The sequence below is a fragment of the Klebsiella sp. GW_Kp181 genome, assembly GCF_040062315.1.
GTDB lineage: Bacteria > Pseudomonadota > Gammaproteobacteria > Enterobacterales > Enterobacteriaceae > Klebsiella > Klebsiella oxytoca.
Genome location: NZ_JBEAFR010000063.1, coordinates 49,375 through 69,323, shown reverse-complemented (window position 1 = coordinate 69,323; position 19,949 = coordinate 49,375). Strand labels below are relative to the sequence as shown.

At 58.8% G+C, this 19,949-nt stretch carries 20 protein-coding genes and 1 pseudogene; 2 read left to right on the top strand and 19 right to left on the bottom strand.

Annotated features, from left to right (window positions below; genetic code table 11):
* Positions 1–130: 130 nt before the first annotated feature.
* From cysA to ABLV11_RS16075, 8 genes are all read right to left on the bottom strand, one after another.
* A complete protein-coding gene (cysA, locus tag ABLV11_RS16110; protein WP_004104347.1) occupies positions 131–1,225 on the bottom strand; it encodes a sulfate/thiosulfate ABC transporter ATP-binding protein CysA in 1,095 nt (364 codons plus the stop codon).
* Positions 1,215–2,090, bottom strand: coding sequence for a sulfate/thiosulfate ABC transporter permease CysW (gene cysW, locus ABLV11_RS16105; RefSeq protein WP_004104348.1), 876 nt, complete (start codon positions 2,088–2,090; stop codon positions 1,215–1,217). Before cysW ends, cysA begins: the two co-directional genes overlap by 11 nt.
* Entirely contained in the window at positions 2,090–2,923 is an 834-nt protein-coding gene (gene cysT / locus ABLV11_RS16100; protein ID WP_004104350.1) for a sulfate/thiosulfate ABC transporter permease CysT, read from the bottom strand. The genes cysW and cysT overlap by 1 nt, the downstream gene beginning before the upstream one ends.
* Positions 2,923–3,939, bottom strand: coding sequence for a thiosulfate/sulfate ABC transporter substrate-binding protein CysP (gene cysP / locus ABLV11_RS16095; protein ID WP_004104352.1), 1,017 nt, complete (start codon positions 3,937–3,939; stop codon positions 2,923–2,925). The genes cysT and cysP overlap by 1 nt, the downstream gene beginning before the upstream one ends.
* Before the next feature lie 226 nt (positions 3,940–4,165).
* Complete coding sequence (locus ABLV11_RS16090; RefSeq protein WP_070555679.1) at positions 4,166–5,065, bottom strand: Dyp-type peroxidase; 900 nt, start codon at positions 5,063–5,065, stop codon at positions 4,166–4,168.
* A 92-nt stretch (positions 5,066–5,157) separates the two neighbouring features.
* Positions 5,158–5,733: an RpoE-regulated lipoprotein gene (locus ABLV11_RS16085; RefSeq protein WP_032728609.1), complete on the bottom strand. Its 576-nt coding sequence runs from the start codon at positions 5,731–5,733 to the stop codon at positions 5,158–5,160.
* A 61-nt stretch (positions 5,734–5,794) separates the two neighbouring features.
* On the bottom strand, positions 5,795–6,244 hold the full coding sequence (locus ABLV11_RS16080; RefSeq protein WP_004104358.1) for a DUF2919 domain-containing protein: 450 nt from the start codon (positions 6,242–6,244) through the stop codon (positions 5,795–5,797).
* Positions 6,231–6,656 carry a GNAT family acetyltransferase gene (locus ABLV11_RS16075; RefSeq protein WP_004104360.1) on the bottom strand — a complete coding sequence of 142 codons (426 nt, stop codon included), beginning with the start codon at positions 6,654–6,656 and terminating at the stop codon, positions 6,231–6,233. Before ABLV11_RS16075 ends, ABLV11_RS16080 begins: the two co-directional genes overlap by 14 nt.
* A 211-nt stretch (positions 6,657–6,867) precedes the next feature.
* Between ABLV11_RS16075 and amiA the strand changes: the two genes are divergently transcribed.
* Positions 6,868–7,743 (top strand): N-acetylmuramoyl-L-alanine amidase AmiA, encoded by an 876-nt coding sequence (gene amiA, locus ABLV11_RS16070; protein WP_004104362.1) that lies wholly within the window; start codon positions 6,868–6,870, stop codon positions 7,741–7,743.
* Complete coding sequence (gene hemF / locus ABLV11_RS16065; protein ID WP_004104363.1) at positions 7,743–8,642, top strand: oxygen-dependent coproporphyrinogen oxidase; 900 nt, start codon at positions 7,743–7,745, stop codon at positions 8,640–8,642. Before amiA ends, hemF begins: the two co-directional genes overlap by 1 nt.
* 114 nt (positions 8,643–8,756) lie before the next feature.
* Here the strand turns inward: hemF and eutR are convergent, their stop codons facing one another.
* The 11 genes and pseudogenes from eutR to eutN form a co-directional block, all read right to left on the bottom strand.
* Entirely contained in the window at positions 8,757–9,809 is a 1,053-nt protein-coding gene (gene eutR / locus ABLV11_RS16060; protein ID WP_023329894.1) for an HTH-type transcriptional regulator EutR, read from the bottom strand.
* A 48-nt stretch (positions 9,810–9,857) separates the two neighbouring features.
* A complete protein-coding gene (gene eutK, locus ABLV11_RS16055) occupies positions 9,858–10,340 on the bottom strand; it encodes an ethanolamine utilization microcompartment protein EutK (RefSeq protein ID WP_016809547.1) in 483 nt (160 codons plus the stop codon).
* A gap of 10 nt (positions 10,341–10,350) precedes the next feature.
* Positions 10,351–11,010: an ethanolamine utilization microcompartment protein EutL gene (gene eutL / locus ABLV11_RS16050; RefSeq protein WP_004104369.1), complete on the bottom strand. Its 660-nt coding sequence runs from the start codon at positions 11,008–11,010 to the stop codon at positions 10,351–10,353.
* A gap of 9 nt (positions 11,011–11,019) precedes the next feature.
* Complete coding sequence (gene eutC, locus ABLV11_RS16045) at positions 11,020–11,913, bottom strand: ethanolamine ammonia-lyase subunit EutC (RefSeq protein WP_105890717.1); 894 nt, start codon at positions 11,911–11,913, stop codon at positions 11,020–11,022.
* A 20-nt stretch (positions 11,914–11,933) separates the two neighbouring features.
* Positions 11,934–13,295, bottom strand: a complete 1,362-nt coding sequence (gene eutB, locus ABLV11_RS16040) for an ethanolamine ammonia-lyase subunit alpha (RefSeq protein WP_004104373.1) — start codon at positions 13,293–13,295, stop codon at positions 11,934–11,936.
* An 11-nt stretch (positions 13,296–13,306) separates the two neighbouring features.
* Positions 13,307–14,710 (bottom strand): ethanolamine ammonia-lyase reactivating factor EutA, encoded by a 1,404-nt coding sequence (gene eutA, locus ABLV11_RS16035; RefSeq protein ID WP_151386476.1) that lies wholly within the window; start codon positions 14,708–14,710, stop codon positions 13,307–13,309.
* Positions 14,707–15,934: pseudogene (eutH, locus tag ABLV11_RS16030) on the bottom strand (ethanolamine utilization protein EutH). The gene eutA and the pseudogene eutH overlap by 4 nt, the downstream one beginning before the upstream one ends.
* A gap of 216 nt (positions 15,935–16,150) precedes the next feature.
* Positions 16,151–17,338 carry an ethanolamine utilization ethanol dehydrogenase EutG gene (gene eutG, locus ABLV11_RS16025; protein WP_126489407.1) on the bottom strand — a complete coding sequence of 396 codons (1,188 nt, stop codon included), beginning with the start codon at positions 17,336–17,338 and terminating at the stop codon, positions 16,151–16,153.
* The gene (gene eutJ, locus ABLV11_RS16020; protein ID WP_023329898.1) at positions 17,328–18,167 is read right to left on the bottom strand and encodes an ethanolamine utilization protein EutJ; all 840 of its coding nucleotides are present in this window, start codon (positions 18,165–18,167) and stop codon (positions 17,328–17,330) included. The genes eutG and eutJ overlap by 11 nt, the downstream gene beginning before the upstream one ends.
* A gap of 12 nt (positions 18,168–18,179) precedes the next feature.
* Positions 18,180–19,583 (bottom strand): aldehyde dehydrogenase family protein, encoded by a 1,404-nt coding sequence (locus ABLV11_RS16015; protein ID WP_004104384.1) that lies wholly within the window; start codon positions 19,581–19,583, stop codon positions 18,180–18,182.
* 11 nt (positions 19,584–19,594) lie between these two features.
* Positions 19,595–19,882 (bottom strand): ethanolamine utilization microcompartment protein EutN, encoded by a 288-nt coding sequence (eutN, locus tag ABLV11_RS16010; RefSeq protein ID WP_004104386.1) that lies wholly within the window; start codon positions 19,880–19,882, stop codon positions 19,595–19,597.
* Positions 19,883–19,949 lie beyond the last annotated feature (67 nt).

Sequence of the window (19,949 nt, the reverse complement as noted above, 5' to 3'; positions counted from 1 at the left end):
TTTGCCCAATAAAAAGGCCGGGAAGCGTTTACCCGGCCTGCAAACATCCCCGGATGGCGACGCAGGCGTCTTATCCGGGCTACCCAATCCTGCCGTTGCGAAAACGGCGATAAACATGCGGATTAAGCTATCAGGCCGATTCGGCCAGAGCAAGCTCCTCGCGCGGCTCAATACGCTCACGACCGTTGTACAGGCGGGCATTCTGCAAGCCGACAAACAGGCGTTCCCCGCGATACGGCGCCTCTTCGCCCTGATACACCACGGTGAGCGGTTCGTCATACCACCCGAGAGGCTGCACAACTAATTGGGTGTAGTGGCCTTTCGGGCTCGCTTCCAGCACCTGTACCGGCAGCGGTGAATCCAGGCTGGTGCGCCGGCTGATATCCACTTCCCACGGCCGCAGGAACAGATCCACCGGCCCCTGATACGCCGGGGTATAGCCTAACGGCCAGCGATGCGCGCCCACGTGAAACTGTCCGCCGCGAATGGTGCCTTTCAGGCGGTTCACTTCGCCCATAAATTCCAGTACAAAGCGGGTTGCCGGCTCGCGCCATACCCGATCGGGCGCATCCGCCTGTTCAATATTGCCCTGGCTCATCACCACCACGCGATCCGCGACTTCGGTCGCCTCTTCCTGATCGTGGGTAACGAATACGCTGGTAAACTTTAGCTCTTCATGCAGCTGACGCAGCCAGCGTCTCAGTTCTTTACGTACCTGGGCATCCAGCGCGCCGAAAGGCTCATCCAGCAGCAGAATTTGCGGTTCGACCGCCAGCGCGCGCGCTAACGCGACGCGCTGCTTCTGTCCGCCGGAAAGCTGGGCCGGATAGCGATCGGCCAGATGCGCCAGCTGAACCATCTCCAGCAGTTTGGTAACTTTCGCTTTGATCCCGGCGGCATTTGGCCGTTCACGCTTAGGCAGCACCGTCAGGCCGAAGGCAATGTTGTCGAACACCGTCATATGACGAAACAGCGCATAGTGCTGAAACACAAAGCCAACTTTACGGTCGCGAGCGTGCACCCGGCTGACGTCGGTACCGTGAAAACGAATGTGCCCGCTGGACTGATTCTCCAGCCCGGCAATGATGCGCAGCAGCGTGGTTTTCCCGGAGCCTGACGGCCCCAACAGCGCGACCATCTGTCCGGAAGGGATATCCAGCGAGATATCATTCAGCACCTGGGTGCGACCAAAAGACTTCTTAATATTGGCAATCTCAATGCTCATGATTTCCCTCCAGTTGCGCGCGTTTTTCCTGATTGGCCAAACGCCATTGCACCATACTCTTCAAAAACAGGGTCAAAATAGCCATTAACGTCAGCAGAGCCGCGGCGGTAAACGAACCAACGGTATTGTAGTCCTGCTCCAGTAGTTCTATTTGCAGCGGCAGCGACAAGGTTTCGCCGCGGATAGAGCCGGAAACAACCGATACGGCGCCGAATTCGCCGATCGCGCGGGCGTTAGTCAGCACCACGCCATACAGCAGCGCCCAGCGGATGTTTGGCAGCGTCACCCGACGGAACATCTGCCAGCCCGAAGCGCCGAGCAGAATCGCCGCTTCATCCTCATTACTGCCCTGGCTCATCATCACCGGCACCAGCTCGCGAACCACAAACGGACAGGTCACAAAAATGGTCGCCAGCACCATACCGGGCCAGGCAAACATAATCTGTAGGTTATGCTCATCCAGCCAGCCGCCAAGCGGGCCATTAGAGCCATAAAACAGCAGATAAACCAGCCCCGCCACCACCGGCGAGACGGCAAACGGAATATCCAGCAACGTCAGCAGCAGCTGGCGGCCGGGAAAGTTAAAACGCGTCACCAGCCATGCCAGCAGCGTGCCAAACACCAGATTCACCGGCACGGTAATTAAGGCGATCATCACCGTCAGCCAGATGGCGTGCAGCATGTCCGGATCGGCCAGGTTATGCAGCACCGGCATCAGACCTTTGCTGAAAGCCTGCACGAAGATATAGACCATCGGTACAATCAGGATAAAGGCGGAAACCAGCATCCCGATACCGATCAAAAACCATTTCCCCCAGTTAATGCGGGGGGCGTCATAACGCTTTAATTGAGCAACGATCGCCATTAATGACCTACCACGCGTCGACCAAAGCGACTTTGCAGGGTGTTGATTGAGAACAGCAGCAGTAACGATGCCGCGAGGATCACCGAAGCAATCGCGCTGGCGGCAGGGTAATCAAACTCCTGCAAACGAATAAAAATCATCAGCGAGGTCACTTCCGTTTTCCACGCGATGTTACCGGCGATAAAAATAACCGCGCCGAACTCTCCCAGGCTGCGGGTAAACGACAGCGCGACGCCGGCCATCAGCGCAGGAGAAAGCTCCGGCAGCACCACTTTGCGAAAGCTCTGCCAGCGCGTCGCGCCCAGGGTTTCCGCCGCCTCTTCATATTCCGGTCCCAGCTCTTCCAGTACCGGCTGCACCGTACGAACCACAAACGGAATACTGGTAAAGGCCATCGCCACGGCAATACCCAGCCAGGTATAGGTCACTTTAATATCAAGCTTCGCCAGCCATTCACCGTAAAAGCCGTTGACGGAGAACAGCGAGGCCAGCGTCAGGCCCGCCACCGCCGTCGGTAGCGCAAACGGCAGATCCATCAGCGCGTCCAGCAACGTGCGCCCCGGAAAGCGGTAGCGCGTGAGGATCCACGCCATCAGCAGGCCAAATACGCCGTTAAAGATCGACGCCACAAAGGCCGACAGCAGGGTGACTTTATAAGCGGCTACCACCTGCGGGTTGCTGATCACATCCCAGTATTGACTCCAGGTCATTTCCGCGAGCTGCATTACCAGCGCGCTCAGCGGCAGCAGCAGAATTAAGCACACGAACAGCAGGCTGGTGCCGAGGCTCAGGGTAAAGCCCGGCAGCACGCGCTTTGAGGCAACAGCAAACATTACTTACGCCCCGCCGCCAGCAGTTTGTCCAGCTCACCGCCGCTGGCAAAGTGGGTTTTCATCACTTCCGGCCAGGAGCCAAACTGGTCCTCCACGCGGAACAGCTCGGTCTGCGGGAATTTATCTTTCAGCGAATCCATCACCTTCGGGTTGTTCACGCGATAGTAATAGTCGGTGATGATCGTCTGCGCCTGCGGGCTGTAGAGCCAGTTCAGATAGGCTTTCGCCGCTTTCTCCGTTCCGTTAGCCTGAACGTTTTTATCTACCCAGGCCACCGGGAATTCGGCCAGGATATTGGTCTTCGGGATAACCACTTCAAATCCCTGATCTTCGTACTGTTTACGGATGTTGTTCACTTCCGATTCGAAGCTGATCAGCACATCGCCCAGACCGCGCTCGGCGAAGGTCGTGGTAGCCCCGCGACCGCCGGTATCAAACACTTCGACGTTTTTCAGGAACTGGGTCATGAACTGCTCGGTTTTCGCTTTATCGCCGCCGTCAGCCTTGTCCGCCGCGCCCCACGCCGCTAAATAAGTGTAACGCGCGTTGCCGGAGGTTTTTGGGTTCGGGAAAATCAGCTTCACGTCGGAACGCACGAGGTCATTCCAGTCGTGGATATTCTTCGGGTTGCCTTTACGCACCAGGAAGCCCATGGTGGAGTAAAACGGCGAGCTGTTATTCGGCAGACGGCTTTGCCAGTCGGCGGGAATCAGTTTGCCTTTGTCGTGCAGAATCTGTACGTCGGTCACCTGATTGTAGGTCACCACGTCGGCCTTAAGCCCCTGCAGAATTGCCAGCGCCTGTTTTGATGACCCGGCATGAGATTGTTTAATCGTCAGCTTATCGCCGCCGTTATCTTTCGCCCACTGCTGTTCAAACTGCGGGTTAAGGGCGGCAAACAGCTCGCGGGAAACATCGTAGGAGCTGTTCAGCAGTTCCGTCGCCTGCGCCTGCGCAACCAGCAGCACAGAAGCAGCCAGCGCCAGATATCCTTTTTTCAGTGATTTAACGGCCATTGCGCACCCTTATCAATATGATGATTTTCTGCTGATCATCATATTTATAACGGCTATGAAAGGAGTAACGGTTTTATATACCGTTTGGCGATTTGGAAGTCGAAAAGAGAATAAGAGAATGGCAAAGCTTATCTGAATCACGCATCCATAACCGGAAAACGGGCGACGCTTGCCGACCGCGCCGAACGGTTCCCTCTCCCTGCGGGGAGAGGGTGAGGAGGAGATCTTACAGCGCCAGCAGCCTATCCAGGGACGGCGCGAAGTAGTATCCGCCGGTCACCGGTTTGGTAAAACGCAGCATCGCGTCGCGCTTACCGTCGGTATCACCGAACATACTCAGCAGCTGCTGTTCAATATTGTGCAGACGCGCGCAGTAGGCGCAAAAGTAGAGGCCGTGAGTACCGCTGGCGGTACCGTAAGGCAGGCTCTGACGCACAATCTTCAACCCTTTCCCTTCTTCTTTTAAATCCACGCGGCTCAGGTGAGAGGTTTCCGGTCGAGCATCGCCGTCAATCTCTTCGTTGGCCTCTTTGGTACGGCCGATCATCATCTCCTGCTCGGGAACGCTCATGCGGTTAAGCTGCTTGAGGTTGTGCTCCCAGCGTTGCACGAATACGTAGCTGCCGCCCGCATCCACGCCATCCTGAATCACCGCCACTTCACGACGGGTCTCTTCCCCCGCCGGGTTTTCGGTACCGTCAACAAAACCGCTGAGGTCGCGCTCTTCAATCCAGCGGAAGCCGTGAATCTCCTCTTTGACCTCAATCGCGGCGCCAAAAGCGGACATGGCCGCCTGAGCGACAGAGAAGTTCAGCTCATGCTGCGCGGACAGGATATGAATCAGCACATCATATTGGGTCGACGGAGCCAGACCTTTACCGTAGCCCGGGAACGCTTTTAACTCTTCGGCCCCTACGCCGCCGCTCAGATGGCGCCAGACGTGATGACCGAAAGCGACGACTGCTCCCAGCTTAGCTTCCGGATATTTTGTCTGAAAGGTGGCTAACTTATCGGCAAACACTCTGCTGGCTTCGCGCAGTGCGTCCACATCGCCTTTGACATTCGCTTCAATCCAAATCGCCGCACGGCAATGTTCCGGCAAAATGCCGCTCTGAACCTGAGACATCGCTCCTCCTGAAATAGTACAGCCACAACGCTGTGGCTTTTAAGGCGCTATTGTACCCGCTTTTTCAGGACGTCGAATCACTTCAGATCAAATTAGCGACGCCAGATAATTTTGCTCACCTTCCAGTTTTTCAGCGTGTCATCGGAAGGCATTAACTCCTCAGGGCCGCTCCAGTTACCGGTAAAGGCATAGCTAATATGCTGGCTGCCCTCGGCCTTACACTCCACCACCGCACCGTTATCGTTGCTGCCTTTCTGACAGTTGCCAAACGCTTTGCTGTAAATATCGCTAAACGGGGTCCCGATTTTCACGCCGCTGGCGGCTTTAATGTTGCTATCCCGCACGTCGATACGGCTAATAGTCCCGCTCTCGCCGTTAATGGTCAGCGCAATCTTGTCATCTTTTAACGCTTCGAAGTAGCGCACAATATTGCCGTTAGCCGTTTTCATGCCGCTGCGCAGGCGGTAGCTGCTGCCGAGCGCATCGCCGATCGCCTGCTCGTTCAGCGGCGTTGTCGCCGTCAGGTTGCCTACGCCCTGTTCGGTTACTTGCGTAGAGGAACCAAACCAGTTCCACGGATAAGCCGACGACCAGTTAACCGAGCTCATCGTCGAGCAGCCGGTTAACGCCAGCGGTAATGCGCAGAGAAGTAAACGTCGCGATTTCATGACTCAGTCCTTTCTGATTAATTCAACGCAAGTTGGAGTGCGCGATCGGCAAAAAGTGCCGTTAAACCTGCTCTTCGCGAAAACAGGCTTTCAACCGACGGTTGCTTAACAGCCACCAGAGCGCATAAAGATCCGCCGCCAGCAGGGAGATGGTCACCGCCGAGGGCGATTCTCCGCTCAGCCACAGCAGCGGCTGCCAGACCAGCAGCAGGCTCTGAGAAAGCACCAGCAGCCAGCGCATCATCGGCCAGAGGCGAGGAAAACGCTGACGATGTCCGCTGATGAGAAATGCCAGTACCGCCGGGATGCCGGGCAGCAATCCCAGCCAAAAATTATCGTGATCCGGATAAAACAGATTCAGCAGCGCGTCACCCTGCTGCCGCGACGCGCCGGCCATCAGAAACAGCACCCACGTCCGCGCCTGAAGCAGCAGCACGCACCAAAAAAGGAACGGCAGGCGCAGGCGGCCGTGGGTATCAAAATCGGCGGGGATAAACTCAGTATTCTTCATCTTCAATTAAGCGTTTGCCGAGGCACAGCACGTCCGAATGCTCATAGCCCAGGCGTTCGTACATCCCCTGAACCACATCATTATCTTCGCGGATCATAATGTTTATTTTCGGGCAGCCGCGGGCAATCAGCTTTTTCTCCAGCCGATTAAGCAGCGCGTTAGCAATACCGCGACCGCGATATTCCGGATGCACGCCGAGATAATAAGCGGAGCCGCGGTGACCGTCGTAACCGCCCATCACCGTACCAACCACTTCACCGTTAACTTCGGCCACCAGAAACAGGCTGGCGTCGTGGTTCAGCTTACGCTCAATATCCATTTCCGGATCGTTCCATGGCCGCAGGAGATCGCAGCGCTCCCACAGGGTAATAACCTCTTCGAAATCTTGTTGGCGAAAAACGCGTATCTCCATGGTATTGCCCACCATTAACGGTTAAAAACAGAGATTATGGCGCGATTGTGCCCGCTAGCCAATATCAGGCGCAATGAGCCGCAAAAAATGGCATAATATGACTTTGTCATGTATTGAAATGAAAAGTAAAACAATTCTTATTTTGAATGGTCGTATCAAAAAACACGATACGATATAACATTAGTCACCACTTGTTTGCAATTCAGGCCGAATGAGCACTTTTAAACCATTAAAAATACTTGCTTCGCGCCGCCAGGTGCTGAAAGCCGGGCTGGCAGCAATGACGCTTTCAGGGATCGCCTCTCAGGCCAGCGCGAAAGAACAACAGCCATTGAAAACATCCAATGGGCACAGCAAACCCGTAGCGAAGAAAAAAGGCGCCAGGCGCGTCGTGATGCTCGACCCGGGCCATGGCGGTATTGATACCGGCGCAATCGGCCATAACGGTTCAAAAGAGAAGCACGTCGTGCTGGCTATCGCCAAAAACGTGCGCAGCATCCTGCGCAACAACGGTATCGATGCGCGTCTTACGCGCAGCGGCGATACCTTTATTCCGCTCTATGACCGCGTGGAGATCGCCCATAAGCACGGCGCCGATCTCTTTATGTCGATTCACGCCGATGGCTTCACCAACCCGAGCGCCGCCGGTGCCTCCGTTTTCGCCCTCTCCAACCGCGGCGCCAGTAGCGCCATGGCGAAGTATCTCTCGGATCGCGAAAACCGGGCGGATGAAGTGGCCGGCAAGAAAACGACCGATAAAGACCATCTGTTGCAGCAAGTGCTGTTCGATCTGGTGCAAACGGACACCATCAAGAACAGCCTGACGCTCGGCTCGCATATCCTGAAAAAGATTAAGCCGGTGCATAAGCTGCACAGCCGCAATACCGAACAGGCTGCGTTCGTCGTACTGAAGTCGCCATCAATTCCGTCGGTGCTGGTGGAGACGTCGTTTATTACCAACCCGAACGAAGAAAAACTGCTGGGCACCACCGCGTTCCGCCAGAAAATCGCCACGGCAATAGCCAACGGCATTATCAGCTATTTCCACTGGTTCGATAACCAGAAAGCCCACTCGAAGAGACGTTAATGAAACCCGACGCGCACCAGGTAAAAGCTTTCCTTCTTCAGCTCCAGGATGACATCTGCCAAAAGCTTAGCGCCGTTGACGGTAGCGAATTTATCGAGGATAGCTGGCAGCGGGAAGGCGGCGGCGGCGGACGCAGCCGGGTGCTGCGCAATGGCGGTATCTTTGAGCAGGCTGGCGTGAATTTTTCCCACGTGCACGGTGATGCAATGCCGGCTTCCGCAACCGCGCATCGTCCTGAACTGGCAGGCCGCAGCTTCGAAGCGATGGGCGTCTCGCTGGTCGTACACCCACGCAGCCCGTACATCCCTACCAGCCACGCCAACGTGCGCTTTTTTATCGCGGAAAAAGCGGGTGCCGATCCGGTATGGTGGTTCGGCGGCGGCTTTGATTTAACCCCCTACTACGGTTTTGAAGAAGATGCCGTTCACTGGCATCGTACCGCCCGCGATCTTTGCCAGCCCTTCGGTGAAGAGGTTTATCCGCGCTATAAAAAGTGGTGTGACGACTACTTTTTCCTCAAGCATCGTAACGAGCAGCGCGGCATCGGCGGTCTGTTTTTCGATGATTTGAATACCCCGAACTTTGACCATTGTTTCGACTTTATGCAGGCGGTGGGCAACGGCTTCACCGAGGCGTATCTGCCGATTGTCGAGCGGCGTAAAGAGAGAGTCTGGGGCGAGCGCGAGCGCGATTTCCAGCTCTACCGTCGCGGGCGCTACGTGGAGTTCAACCTGGTGTGGGATCGCGGTACCCTGTTTGGTCTGCAAACCGGCGGCCGTACCGAGTCCATTCTGATGTCGATGCCGCCGCTGGTGCGCTGGGAATACGACTACCAGCCGGAAGCGGGCAGCCCGGAGGCCGCGCTAAGCGAATTTATTCAGGTACGTGATTGGGTTTAAAGTTGCCAGATGGTGCGATCCGTAGGCCAGATACGGCGCTGTTTTGCCTGATGGCGCTACGCTTATCAGGCCTACGATGACGGCACGATTCGCCAGCCGGTAAATAACGCGTAATCAAACCCACTGCCGCATCCGCTGATGCAGCGTCAACGACGGTTTCTCGGCGAACAGCTGTTGATAATCGGTGGCGAACTGGCCCAGATGCCAAAAGCCCCACTGCATCGCGGCATCTTTCACCGTTGCGCTCTGCGACCACGGGCTAATCAGCTCCCGGCGCACCGCGTTCAAACGAATGCGCTTCAGCCAGGCGTTCGGCCCGATCCCCAGAATCGCGTGAAAGGCATTTTGCAGCGTGCGGCGGCTAACGTGCAGCTGCTGACACAGATCGAGAACCGTCAGCGGCTCCGACATATTCTCCAGCACGTACTCCCGCGCCCGGGAAAGCAGCCGCCGGTAGCTCTGATGGCTGATGCTCTCGGCGGTGACCATCGGCTGCGCCTCCTCCAGCATCGCCCCCATCGCCAGCAGGAGATTATCGCCCAATACCTTGCGCACAGCGGGCTGATGAAGGTTTTCCGGATTCTCGCTAAACGTCGCCAGCGCCTGCTGCACAAAGCCCCATAGCGCTGCCTTGTGCTCCTCTTTGACCTCCAGCGCCGACTGGTTACGCAGCATATGCAGCACCCGCTCCGGGTGATGCAGGAAGCTGGCCTGACGGGAAATGACATCCTCTGAGATAACCACTCCCAGAATGGTGTAATCATCCGGCGTGCTGAGTTCGAACTCGGTGCCGCCGGGTCGGGTGGCGATCTCGGCGCTGCCGAGACACTGCGATCCTATAAACCCCTGCTCGCCGCGGGTTGTCGGGATGCCGAACCAAAAAGAGTTCGGCCATACCAGGCAGGACTGACGCAGCGCCAGACCGGTATACTCGCGAAAAACCTGAATATCATCGAGCAAGATTTCGGTAAATTCACCGTGAAATTTCCCCGGATGCAGCTGATCGTAAATCTGCTGCCAGGCGGTAATCGTCAGGGCATGTTCATAGACATCGGTGGTCCGCCGCTGGTGGACGTTATCCACCTCGACCATCGGCGTCAATTTAACGTCTTCGGGTAATGCTTCATGATAAAGATGGTGCAGGCTGGCCGGTGTTTTCTTTTTCATGATCTTATCAACCGGGAGCGCTCTCGCGTTCCCGGCACCTCCGACTGGTTAATTTTTTAGACGATAGCGACTACTGCGTTTACGCAACGATCCGGTAGAAAACAGCTGTTCCAGCGCCTTTCTGGCTTCGTCAAGCGACCAGCCAAAATGGGCGGCCACCTCCCCTGCCGTCATTCCCTGACGCGTCGATGCCAGCAGCGCCAGTAAAGGCTCAGAGGACTCCGCTATCACCGGTGGCTGCGGGGCTTCCGGCTGCGGCTGAAAGCCGCCGATCAGCCGCTGGGTGTCCTCTTCCGGGCGCCCTATCTCCCGACGGCTAACAACGCGCCCCGTACGCTGCGCCGCAGCGCTTCCGGCATCCAGTGCCGCCCGGCACGCCGCCAGGTCGCCTTCCACCACGAGGGTTAACCTGCCGGGGTCGAGAACCTCATGGCTGAGCAGCCGCACGTTGGCCGCCTTCAGCATCGCATCCGCCGCATCAACGGCGGCGACCATGCCGTCAACTTCCAGTAATCCCAGGGCGTTGATCATCGCTTCCCCCTTACGCGCGCTGGATTGGATGACGGGCAATATCCAGAACGGCATCGGTAAAGGCATTGCAGGCTGCCTTACAGGCGGCCTGGCTCCCCGTCAAGAAGGCGGCCGAATAGTTGGTTTCCGACGGCGGCGGCACGTAGGTGACCAGCTGCACGTCGGCCGATTTCATCGCTGCGTCAATGCCGAAAGTGGCCTCCAGCGGCGGCGCCACCAGATAGGCGATCGGATCGCCCAGCGCGATGCCTGAAGAAGACGAGAGATAAGAGCCGGTACGCGACACCACGTGCGCCAGGAACGCCGTATCTTCGGCATCGTTGGCCCACTGAAACGCCGCTCCGCTTTCGATATGCGCCATCATCGCGTCCAGGCCAGCGCGAACTTCCGCCGGGTTCGGGCCGCCCAGCATAATCAGCACTTCCCCTGCGGTTGGCGACGGGCCGTGAGCTGCGCCAGCGTAGAGGGAGCGCCCGTAAACCACTTCAACCATCGCCTGTTTTGTCGCTTCGTCAGCGGCAATATAGGTCACATCATCCGAATCCGCCGTGATGAGTCCGAGGCTACGTATATGCGGCGGTAATTTAAGCTCGCGGGCAAAGCCGTCATTTACCGAAGCAATCACGCGCATGGCCGTCACCGAAGGGCGAATTAAATCTAATGCAGGCATGATGCCTCCTTAACGAGTCATATTGATGCCGGAAGCTTTCTGCTCCAGCATGCGTTTGGCCAAATCGACGATCACCGCAGCGGCTTCTACCGGCGGCGTGCCGCCCTGGTGAATATTGGAAATACAGGTCCGGTCCGCTTCGACGGTGGTTGCCACGCGCGGCGAATACACGGCGTAACAGGAGAGGCTTTCCGACTGCCCCAGCCCGGGACGCTCGCCTACCAGCAGGATGACGACCTTCGCGCCGAGGATTTCGCCAATCTGATCTTCAATTTTGACCCGTCCGTAGCGGACGAAGAACGGCGTACCGACCTTCAGCCCGGCCTGCTTCAGCCCCGACAGCAGCGGCGGCAGGATCTCTTCATAGTTGACGGTAATCGCGTCCGTAGAGAGGCCATCGGATACCACTACCTGAACGTCAGGATTCGCCACGCACTGCGCCTTCAGCGCGTCAATCGCTTCCGGACTCAGGCGACGGCCCATATCCGGGCGCGTAAGGTAGAGGTTCTTGTCGCTAATCTCGGAACGCACCTCGAGCAATCCCTGGTTTTTCACCCACTCTTCCGGAACCTCTTTCAGCACCGTATCCTTAGAGCGCGAATGGTCGGCGAGGAAGCGCAGCAGCGCGAGGGTGCGCGGACGCGGGCCGGCACGGCCGGTGCAAACGCGCGCCGCCGTGCTGCGTTTCAGTTCGGCCAGCACTTCCGCGCGATGCGGCTGCTGCACGCCAATCCAGCCTTTAGCCTCTGGCGATCCTAAATCCAGCGCGCAGCTTTCCGCCGCGACCTCATACTGGCTGGCGCACTTCGTCGCCGCAGCCTGAGGCGCCGCTGCGGCCGTCTGCGGTTGTCCCATTGACGCCATCACGCTACGTACAATTTCTTCAATCTGCTTTTGATCCATCATGTGTCATCCCCGCGTCATCAAAAGAACAGTGACGGATCGCCCGCCCGTTGGGTCAGACGACCGTTTGCCATAATACCCATGGTTTCCAGCCAGCGTTCGAACTCCGGAGACGGCCGTAGATTCAGCAGCTGACGGACGGTGGCGGTATCGTGAAACGCGGTGGTCTGATAGTTGAGCATGATGTCGTCGCCGAGCGGCATGCCCATGATGTAGTTGCAACCGGCGGTGGCGAGCAGAATCATCAGGTTTTCATTGAGATTCTGATCGGCGTCAGCATGGTTGGTGTAGCAGCAGTCGCAGCCCATCGAGATGCCGCTCAGCTTGCCCATAAAGTGATCTTCGAGACCGGCGCGAATAATCTGCCGGTCGTTATAGAGGTACTCCGGCCCGATAAAGCCCACAACGGTATTGACGAGGAACGGATCGTAGTGCCGCGCCAGGCCATAGTTGCGCGCCTCCATCGTCACCTGATCGGCGCCGAAGTTCGCGCCAGCCGACAGCGCCGAGCCCTGCCCGGTTTCAAAATAGAGGCAGTTTTCTCCGGCGATACGGTTGAACTCGGCGCCGACCGCCCGCGCTTCATCGAGCATCGCCAGCTCCACGCCGAACTCTTTTAGCCCCTTTTCGCTGCCGCAGATGCTCTGGAAAATAAGCCCTCCCGGCGCGCCGCGGCGGATCGCTTCAATCTGGGTAGTGACGTGCGCCAGCACGCAGCCCTGAGTCGGGATATTAAACTTGTCGATAACGCCGTAGACGGTATCGAGGACGCGGGTCAGGTTCTCCACGTCATCGGTCACCGGGTTAACGCCGATCACCGCATCGCCCGCGCCGAACGAGAGCCCTTCGTAGATTTGCGCCGCAATGCTCTGCACGTCATCGCGGGTATCGTTCGGCTGCAGGCGACAGCTAAAGGTGCCCGGCAGGCCGATGGTGGTGTTGGCTTTTTTAATCACCGGCATTTTCTTTGCGCCGTAAATCAGGTCGGCGTTGGAACAGACCTTCGCCACCGCCGCCACCACTTCTGAGGTCAGCCCTTTGCGCACAAACGCAATATCGTCGCTGGTGACTTCATCGTTGAGCACGTATTCGCGCAGGTCGCTGATGGTCCAGTTTTTAATCCGCTGATAAGCGGTTTCGTTGACATCGTCCTGAATCAGGCGCGTCACACAGTCCTCTTCATAAGGGATCACCGGGTTATTACGAATATCGGCGACCGTCATATCGGAGAGCACCTGCTTCGCCGCTACGCGCTGCTGCGAACTTTCTGCCGCCACGCCCGCCAGCACATCCCCCGAACGCAGTTCGTTGGCTTTAGCCAGCACCTCTTTTACATCCTTAAACTGATAAACATTGCCGAACAATGTGGTCTTTAATTTCATAAGTCGTTCCCTCAGGAAGGAAATGCGAGTGATTTCACCGTCACCGGCACAACCGATCCGCCAAAAAGAGGCGTACCAATGTCGATATAGTCCCCCGCCCGTACGCTCACCTCATCGATGACCGCCAGCGGGAGTTGTTGCAGCTGCGGGCGCAGCAGCATGCCCAGCGCTTTGCCAAAGTCCTGCTCGGCCACCACCAGCAGGGGATGTGGATTGGGAAAGCGCGCGACAAAAGCCAGTAGCGCGTCAATCACCACCAGCAGGGCGGCGTAGCGCACCGGCAACGAAGCAGGAAGCGCCAGCACGTAAGCATCCGATCCCGGATCCAGATCGAGCTGCAGCAGCGCCTGCTGCCAGGCGCTCAGCAGATCGGATTCATCAAGCGGGATCGCCACCGGCAGATTGCGCAGCGGGAGCTGAACCCCTTCCAGCCAGATGGTGCTGCCGGAAAGGGAGAGCGTATGCGCGCCGGCGCCAATCACCGTGGCGCGCACGGTTTGCGCCGGAAACTGCACGTTCATCTTCCGCAGCCGCGGATGCTCGTGCAGCGCCGTGGCCAGCAGCGGTCCGATATCCGCAAAACAGAACGGGTCGGCAGGCTGGTTGCGGTAGCACTCGCCCACTCCGCCGGAAAGGGTAATCACCTCGGGTACCGCGCCTGCGGGCAGCAGGCCGGTTTGCATCAGCCGTTGCGCCAGCGGAGAGAGCGTGCCGTCGATAACTTCGACGATCAGATCCGCCATCCGACGCGCTACCCGCGCTAACTGCGAAGCACTCAACGCGCGCGCATCGGCGCCTGCGCCAAAAACCTCATCGACGATCATTTGCCCCGGCTGATGGGCATAAACTACGCGTCCCTGGCCGTCGGTCTCCAGCAGGCGTCCGCCAACGTTCAGGCAGGCGGTGGCGCTGACTTTTCCCGCTTCAAATAGCGCGTAATTTGAGGTACCGCCGCCGATATCAATGTTCAGCACCCGGCACATCCGCTGTTCAGAAAGGGTTTGCGCCCCGGCGCCGTGACCGGCAATCACCGATTCCAGATGCGGCCCGGCGCTGGCCACCACAAAGTCACCCAGCGACTGCGAGAGCGCCATCACCGCCGCCCTTGCGTTGCGGGTTTTCGCGCTTTCGCCGGTGATAATGATCGCCCCGGAGTCCACCGATTCTGGGGCAACCTCTGCGGCCTGATACTGCGCCAGAATCAGCGCCTTGAGTTCGTCCTCCTTCAGACCGCCCTGTTTATCAACCGGGGTAAAGAAGACCGGGCTTTGCCAGCTAATTTCGCGTTTGATGAATTCGTAGCGCGGCACCTGCGACACCGCCGCACGGTTAACCAGCTCAAGGCGGGAGAAGATCACCTGAGTGGTGGTGGTGCCGATATCGATGCCGACGCTCAGCAGCTGGCGAGTTTTCACGATTGCGCCTCCGCTTCGGTGGTCGCCGCCGCCGGTGCGTTTTCATCTTTCGGCACCAGCAGCATCGCCACGCCAATGGCGGTAACGCCGCCGATCAGCTTGCCGACGATCATCGGGAAGATCATGGCGTTCATGTTGGCGGCGGCGAAGCCTAAATGGTCGCCCAGCGCGAAAGCGGCGGAGACGGAGAACGCGCAGTTAATGACTTTGCCGCGAGTATCCATCTGTTTCATCATGCCGAACATCGGGATGTTGTTGGCCAGCGTCGCCACCATGCCTCCGGCGGCCATGTTATTGATTTTCAGCAGATTACCGACACGCATCAGCGGCTTTTCAAACCAGCGGGTCAGCAGCAGCACCATCGGATAAGCGCCGAGCAGCACGCAGGATATCGAGCCAATGACTTCAATGGCGCGCATCACCTCGCCGGGCTGGTCGCCGGGAGCCATAAAGATCGGATCAAGCCCCGGGATCAGATCCCAGCAGGAACTTGATGACCGCTGCCGCCAGGCCGATGGTGATCAGCGCCACCAGAAATTTGGCGAAGATCTGGAAGCCGTTGATCATTTTTTCCGGAATAAACTTCAGCCCCAGCGCGACCAGTACCGCGACGATAAGCACAGGGATCATATTCATCAGGATCAGCGCGAAGGTAAACTCTACCGGCTGACCGTTAATCTCCACGCCGGAGTACATGGCCACCAGACCGCCGGCGATACAGCCGATCGGAATCGTAACGATCCCGGCCAGCACGCCCAGCGCCAGGTAGCGGCGGTCAGAGGGTTCGATGATGCCGAGCGCGACCGGAATGGAGAACACCAGCGTCGGCCCCATCATCGCCCCGAGGATCAGGCCGGAATAGAGCCACGCCGCCACGTCGCCGCCCGCCAGCTCTTTGGCGAGGAAGAAACCGCCCATATCGCAGGCCAGCAGCGTGCCGGCAAACATCGACGGGTTGGCGCCGAGCATTTCATACAGCGGAATAATCACCGGCCCGAGCAGGTGCGCCAGTACCGGCGCCAGTGCGGTCATCCCGACCATCGCCAGGCCCAGCGCCCCCATCGCCATAAACCCCTCTTCGAACTGGCCGCCGGAGCCCTCAATGCTTTTACCAAACTTGCCGAGAAAGCGCGCCGAGCCGCCAAACTGCGACAGGATCCTGTCCACGGCGGCAATCAGCATAAAGAACATCATGATGTACATGATGATTTCGTTAATTCCCATAGCCCTTACTCCCTGTCATTCGTTATGTGTAAAGACGTCCCATGGGCATACAACCAACGCCAGGACGGTAGCCCGGCATCGCCTCCGGGAAATTCTGTAACGTTTTGCGCACTTCTCCCGGGGGCGGCGCTTTGCGCCTTGCCCGGGCTACGGGCTGGTAGCCCGGACAGACGCGCAGCGTCGCCTCCGGGATAATCAGCCGGGGTTAACGCCGCATCAGTGCGCCGCCGCGTACAGATCGATAATCTGCTCCCGGCTGGCGGTGCGTGGATTAGTGCGCAGACAAATGTCCTCCTGCGCCGCCTGCGCCCATGCGCTGAAATGTTCAGCCATCGCGCCGGCATCCGAGAGTCGTTTGCTCAGGCCCACTTCAGCGATCAGCTCGCGTACGGCGGCGATAGCCTCTCGATCGTCGGTTTTCTTGCCGGTTAACGCCCGGCCGATTTGGCTGAAACGCTCGCGGCGCACCATGCGGTTAAACTCCATCACCGTCGGCAGCAGCATGGCGTTGGCCTGGCCGTGCGGAATATGCAGCGCTGCGCCAGGCTGATGCGCCATCGCATGACATAAGCCCAGACCCGCGCTGGAAAAGGCCATCCCCGCCATACAGGAAGCCAGCTGCATACTTTCGCGCGCGGCAAGATCCTGGCCGTAGCCAACGGCCTTCGGCAGCGACCGGCCGATCATCGCTATCGCGCCAATCGCCAGGCTGTCGGTGAAGGGCGTCGCGTTGAGCGCGCTGTATGCCTCAACGGCGTGGGTCAGCGCGTCAATCCCGGTCATTGCCGTCACCTGTGGCGGAACGCCTTCGGTCAGGGCGGCGTCGAGAATCGCCACGTCCGGCATGAGCGAGGCATGGGCCAGCACTTGCTTACGCCCGCTGACTGCATCGATAATCACCGTCACGTTGGTGGTTTCCGAGCCGGTTCCGGCGGTGGTCGGCACCGCAATCAGCGGCAGACGCGGGCGCAGTACGCTGCTTTCCGTCATCGCGCTTAATGTCTGCTCCGGGTTGGTGACTAACAGCGCGACCGCTTTCGCCGCGTCCAGCACCGAACCGCCGCCAAAGGCCACCACGCCGTCGCACTTCGACTCGCGCAGCTGCGCCACCGCCGCGCAGACGTCGGTAATGCACGGTTCTCCCGGCGGACAGGGCCAGACGGTCATCGTCACCCCTTTCATTGCCAGGCTGCGAGCAAGCCCGGCGGTCATTCCCGCCTGATGCAGGAAACTATCGACCATCACCAGCAGATGGCTTAGGCCCCGCGCTTGCGCCTCCTGTCCGCAGGCGCTCAGCGCGCCGAGGCCGCACAGCGTTACCGGCGGCACGCTGAAGGTTTTCACCCGCTGTAGATTCAGGGTATCGAACGCCTGAAAGAGCGCCGTCTGCAGTTCAGCTTGCATAGATTCCCTCCGCTTTCTCTCTTCCGCTGCTGGCTATCGCCAGCGGGGTCATAAACAGGCTGTGCTGCGGTAAATGCACCCGTAATTCCGGGAAGCGTTTGCGAAACAGCGCGTCCACGCCCGGTTGCATACAGGAGCCGCCCGCCAGCCATAAATCGGCAATGCCATGTCCTTCAATATGGTGAGCAACGATCTCCGCCATTTTTTCGTACACCGGCTTCACCACAGGCCAGATCTCCTGCGCGTTGCTGCGCTTGTACTGCTCCGCCTCTTCCAGCGGGATGCGACGATTTCCGGCGAGGGTCAGAGAGATATGGTGGCCACCGGTCGCTTCATCGGCGGAGTAGGTCACCAGACCCTGCTTAACGATGGCGATGCCGGTGGTACCGCCGCCAATATCCACCACGCCGGCGTTATCAAGCTGCAGCAGATCCGCCACCGCGGTCGGTTCATCCAGCACGTGGCTAACTTCCAGGCCGGCAGATTCGAGTACGTTGATCGAAATACGCGGGTCGGTACCCGGTGGAAAAGAGGTCGCCGCGTGGGTGAAGCGGCAGCCGAGCTGCTGTTCAAGAACGTCGAGATGGCGGCGCACGAGGGTGACGGCGCCGAAAAAATCCCAGACGATGCCGTCGCGCACCACGTCAGCCCAGTCCAGGCACACTGCAACCGGCTGGCCATCGCCATCGACCACCATCGACACGACATCGCAGGTGCCTAAATCCACGCCCAGCCACAGCGGCGAACCGCTGTTCGCAGGCATCTGGTTACACAGGGCCGCGGCTTTTTGTAGCCTGGGAGTGAGCCAACGTTGTTCGTCGTGCGCCATCTCTTTCACTCCTTATACGATGCGGAACGCATCCACCAGCACGCAGCGACGCAGACGGACAAAGGTACGTGCGCTGGTCACCCCCTCCCCGGTCGGCGTGGTGATGGTCATGGTGGTCCAGCCCTCTCCCCCCAGTCCGAGCCCGGCAATGCACGGCCCGTTTTTGACGAAAATGCTGGTATCAATGGCATTGGCCATCTGATTCATGTTGTCGATATTGCGCGAGTGCATCGCCGCCGTATGGTGGCAGCCGCCTTCCAGCTGCACCGCCAGCGCAATAGCGTCATCGACGCTGGCCACCCGTACGACAGGGAGTACCGGCATCATCAGTTCAGTCACGGCAAACGGATGGCTGGCCGGCGTTTCAACAAACAGCAGGCGCGTCTGCGGCGGAACGCTCAGGCCAATAGCGGCGGCAATCTTGCTCGCGTCACGTCCCACCCAGTCACGGCTGACCGTACCTTTGCCGCGCTCATCGATATTCTTCAGCAGCACCGGCTGAAGCTGCTCGGCCTGGGCCGCGCTGAGCTTCACCGCCTGCTGGCCTTCCATCAGGCGCATCAGCTCGTCGGCGACGCTATCGACGACAATCAACACCTTTTCGTCAGCGCAGATAATGTTGTTATCAAACGAGGCGCCTTTGACGATGGACTGCGCGGCGCGCGCCAGATCGGCCGTTTCGTCGACCACTACCGGCGGGTTACCGGCCCCGGCGGCAATCAGACGTTTATTGGTATGCTTGCGTGCGGACTCCACCACCGCTTCGCCGCCGGTGACCACCAGCAGACCAATGCCGGGGTACTTAAACAGCCGCTGGGCCGTTTCGATATCCGGGTTTGCCACGGTGACCAGCAGATTGGCCGGACCGCCCGCGGCAATTACCGCCTGGTTAAGCAGCATAATCGCCCGCTGAGAGACTCTTTTCGCCGCCGGATGCGGGGCGAACACCACGCTGTTGCCCGCGGCAATCAGGCTGATAGCGTTATTAATCACCGTTGCCGCCGGGTTGGTGGAGGGGGTGACCGAGGCCACCACGCCCCACGGCGCGTTTTCTATCAACGTCAGGCCGTTATCGCCGGTCAGCACCTGCGGGGAGAGACATTCGACGCCCGGCGTGCCGCGCGCCTGGGCCACGTTTTTGGCAAATTTATCTTCAACGCGTCCCATGCCGGTTTCGCTGACGGCAAGCTCCGCTAATTCTCTGGCATGTTTTTCGCCTGCCTCACGAATGGCGTGAATCGCCAGCTGGCGCATCGCCACGCTTTTCAGCCCCTGCTGAGCCACCTTTGCCGCCGCGACGGCGTCATCAAGGGAGGCAAAGACGCCCATCTCATGAACGGCGCTGTCCGGCTGGCTGCTGTCCTTCATTTTCAGCAGTACGGCTTTCACCACCTGTTCAATATCCTGTTGGTTCATGATGTTCAGTCCTATTTATGGAAAATCACCTGGCCGCCGGCCACCGCTTCATCGACGATACCGATGACGCACAAATCCACAGGAGACGCGTCGCTGCGGTGTGCCTGTCGCGCCGAGCTGCCGCTGACCAGCAGCACCCATTCGCCGGGCCCCGCGCCGATGCTGTCGATGGCGACGGCGCACTGTCCGTCGGGCTTGCCCGCAGCATCAATCATCTCCACCATCAGCAGCTTGTCGTGCGCCAGCCCCTGATGGCGAACGGTGCAGACAATTTGTCCCGTGACGACTGCCAGTTTCATACCCGCCTCCCTGGATTGCGTGGTGAGTCATGGGCCGGATAAGCGCAGCGCCATCAGGCAATGGCGC

Bases quoted from the DNA above. Each gene is read 5' to 3' on its own strand.
- cysA (WP_004104347.1), bottom strand. From the start codon at position 1,225: ATGAGCATTGAGATTGCCAATATTAAGAAGTCTTTTGGTCGCACCCAG.
- cysW (WP_004104348.1), bottom strand. From the start codon at position 2,090: ATGGCGATCGTTGCTCAATTAAAGCGTTATGACGCCCCCCGCATTAAC.
- cysT (WP_004104350.1), bottom strand. From the start codon at position 2,923: ATGTTTGCTGTTGCCTCAAAGCGCGTGCTGCCGGGCTTTACCCTGAGC.
- cysP (WP_004104352.1), bottom strand. From the start codon at position 3,939: ATGGCCGTTAAATCACTGAAAAAAGGATATCTGGCGCTGGCTGCTTCT.
- ABLV11_RS16090 (WP_070555679.1), bottom strand. From the start codon at position 5,065: ATGTCTCAGGTTCAGAGCGGCATTTTGCCGGAACATTGCCGTGCGGCG.
- ABLV11_RS16085 (WP_032728609.1), bottom strand. From the start codon at position 5,733: ATGAAATCGCGACGTTTACTTCTCTGCGCATTACCGCTGGCGTTAACC.
- ABLV11_RS16080 (WP_004104358.1), bottom strand. From the start codon at position 6,244: ATGAAGAATACTGAGTTTATCCCCGCCGATTTTGATACCCACGGCCGC.
- ABLV11_RS16075 (WP_004104360.1), bottom strand. From the start codon at position 6,656: ATGGAGATACGCGTTTTTCGCCAACAAGATTTCGAAGAGGTTATTACC.
- amiA (WP_004104362.1), top strand. From the start codon at position 6,868: ATGAGCACTTTTAAACCATTAAAAATACTTGCTTCGCGCCGCCAGGTG.
- hemF (WP_004104363.1), top strand. From the start codon at position 7,743: ATGAAACCCGACGCGCACCAGGTAAAAGCTTTCCTTCTTCAGCTCCAG.
- eutR (WP_023329894.1), bottom strand. From the start codon at position 9,809: ATGAAAAAGAAAACACCGGCCAGCCTGCACCATCTTTATCATGAAGCA.
- eutK (WP_016809547.1), bottom strand. From the start codon at position 10,340: ATGATCAACGCCCTGGGATTACTGGAAGTTGACGGCATGGTCGCCGCC.
- eutL (WP_004104369.1), bottom strand. From the start codon at position 11,010: ATGCCTGCATTAGATTTAATTCGCCCTTCGGTGACGGCCATGCGCGTG.
- eutC (WP_105890717.1), bottom strand. From the start codon at position 11,913: ATGGATCAAAAGCAGATTGAAGAAATTGTACGTAGCGTGATGGCGTCA.
- eutB (WP_004104373.1), bottom strand. From the start codon at position 13,295: ATGAAATTAAAGACCACATTGTTCGGCAATGTTTATCAGTTTAAGGAT.
- eutG (WP_126489407.1), bottom strand. From the start codon at position 17,338: ATGCAAGCTGAACTGCAGACGGCGCTCTTTCAGGCGTTCGATACCCTG.
- eutJ (WP_023329898.1), bottom strand. From the start codon at position 18,167: ATGGCGCACGACGAACAACGTTGGCTCACTCCCAGGCTACAAAAAGCC.
- ABLV11_RS16015 (WP_004104384.1), bottom strand. From the start codon at position 19,583: ATGAACCAACAGGATATTGAACAGGTGGTGAAAGCCGTACTGCTGAAA.
- eutN (WP_004104386.1), bottom strand. From the start codon at position 19,882: ATGAAACTGGCAGTCGTCACGGGACAAATTGTCTGCACCGTTCGCCAT.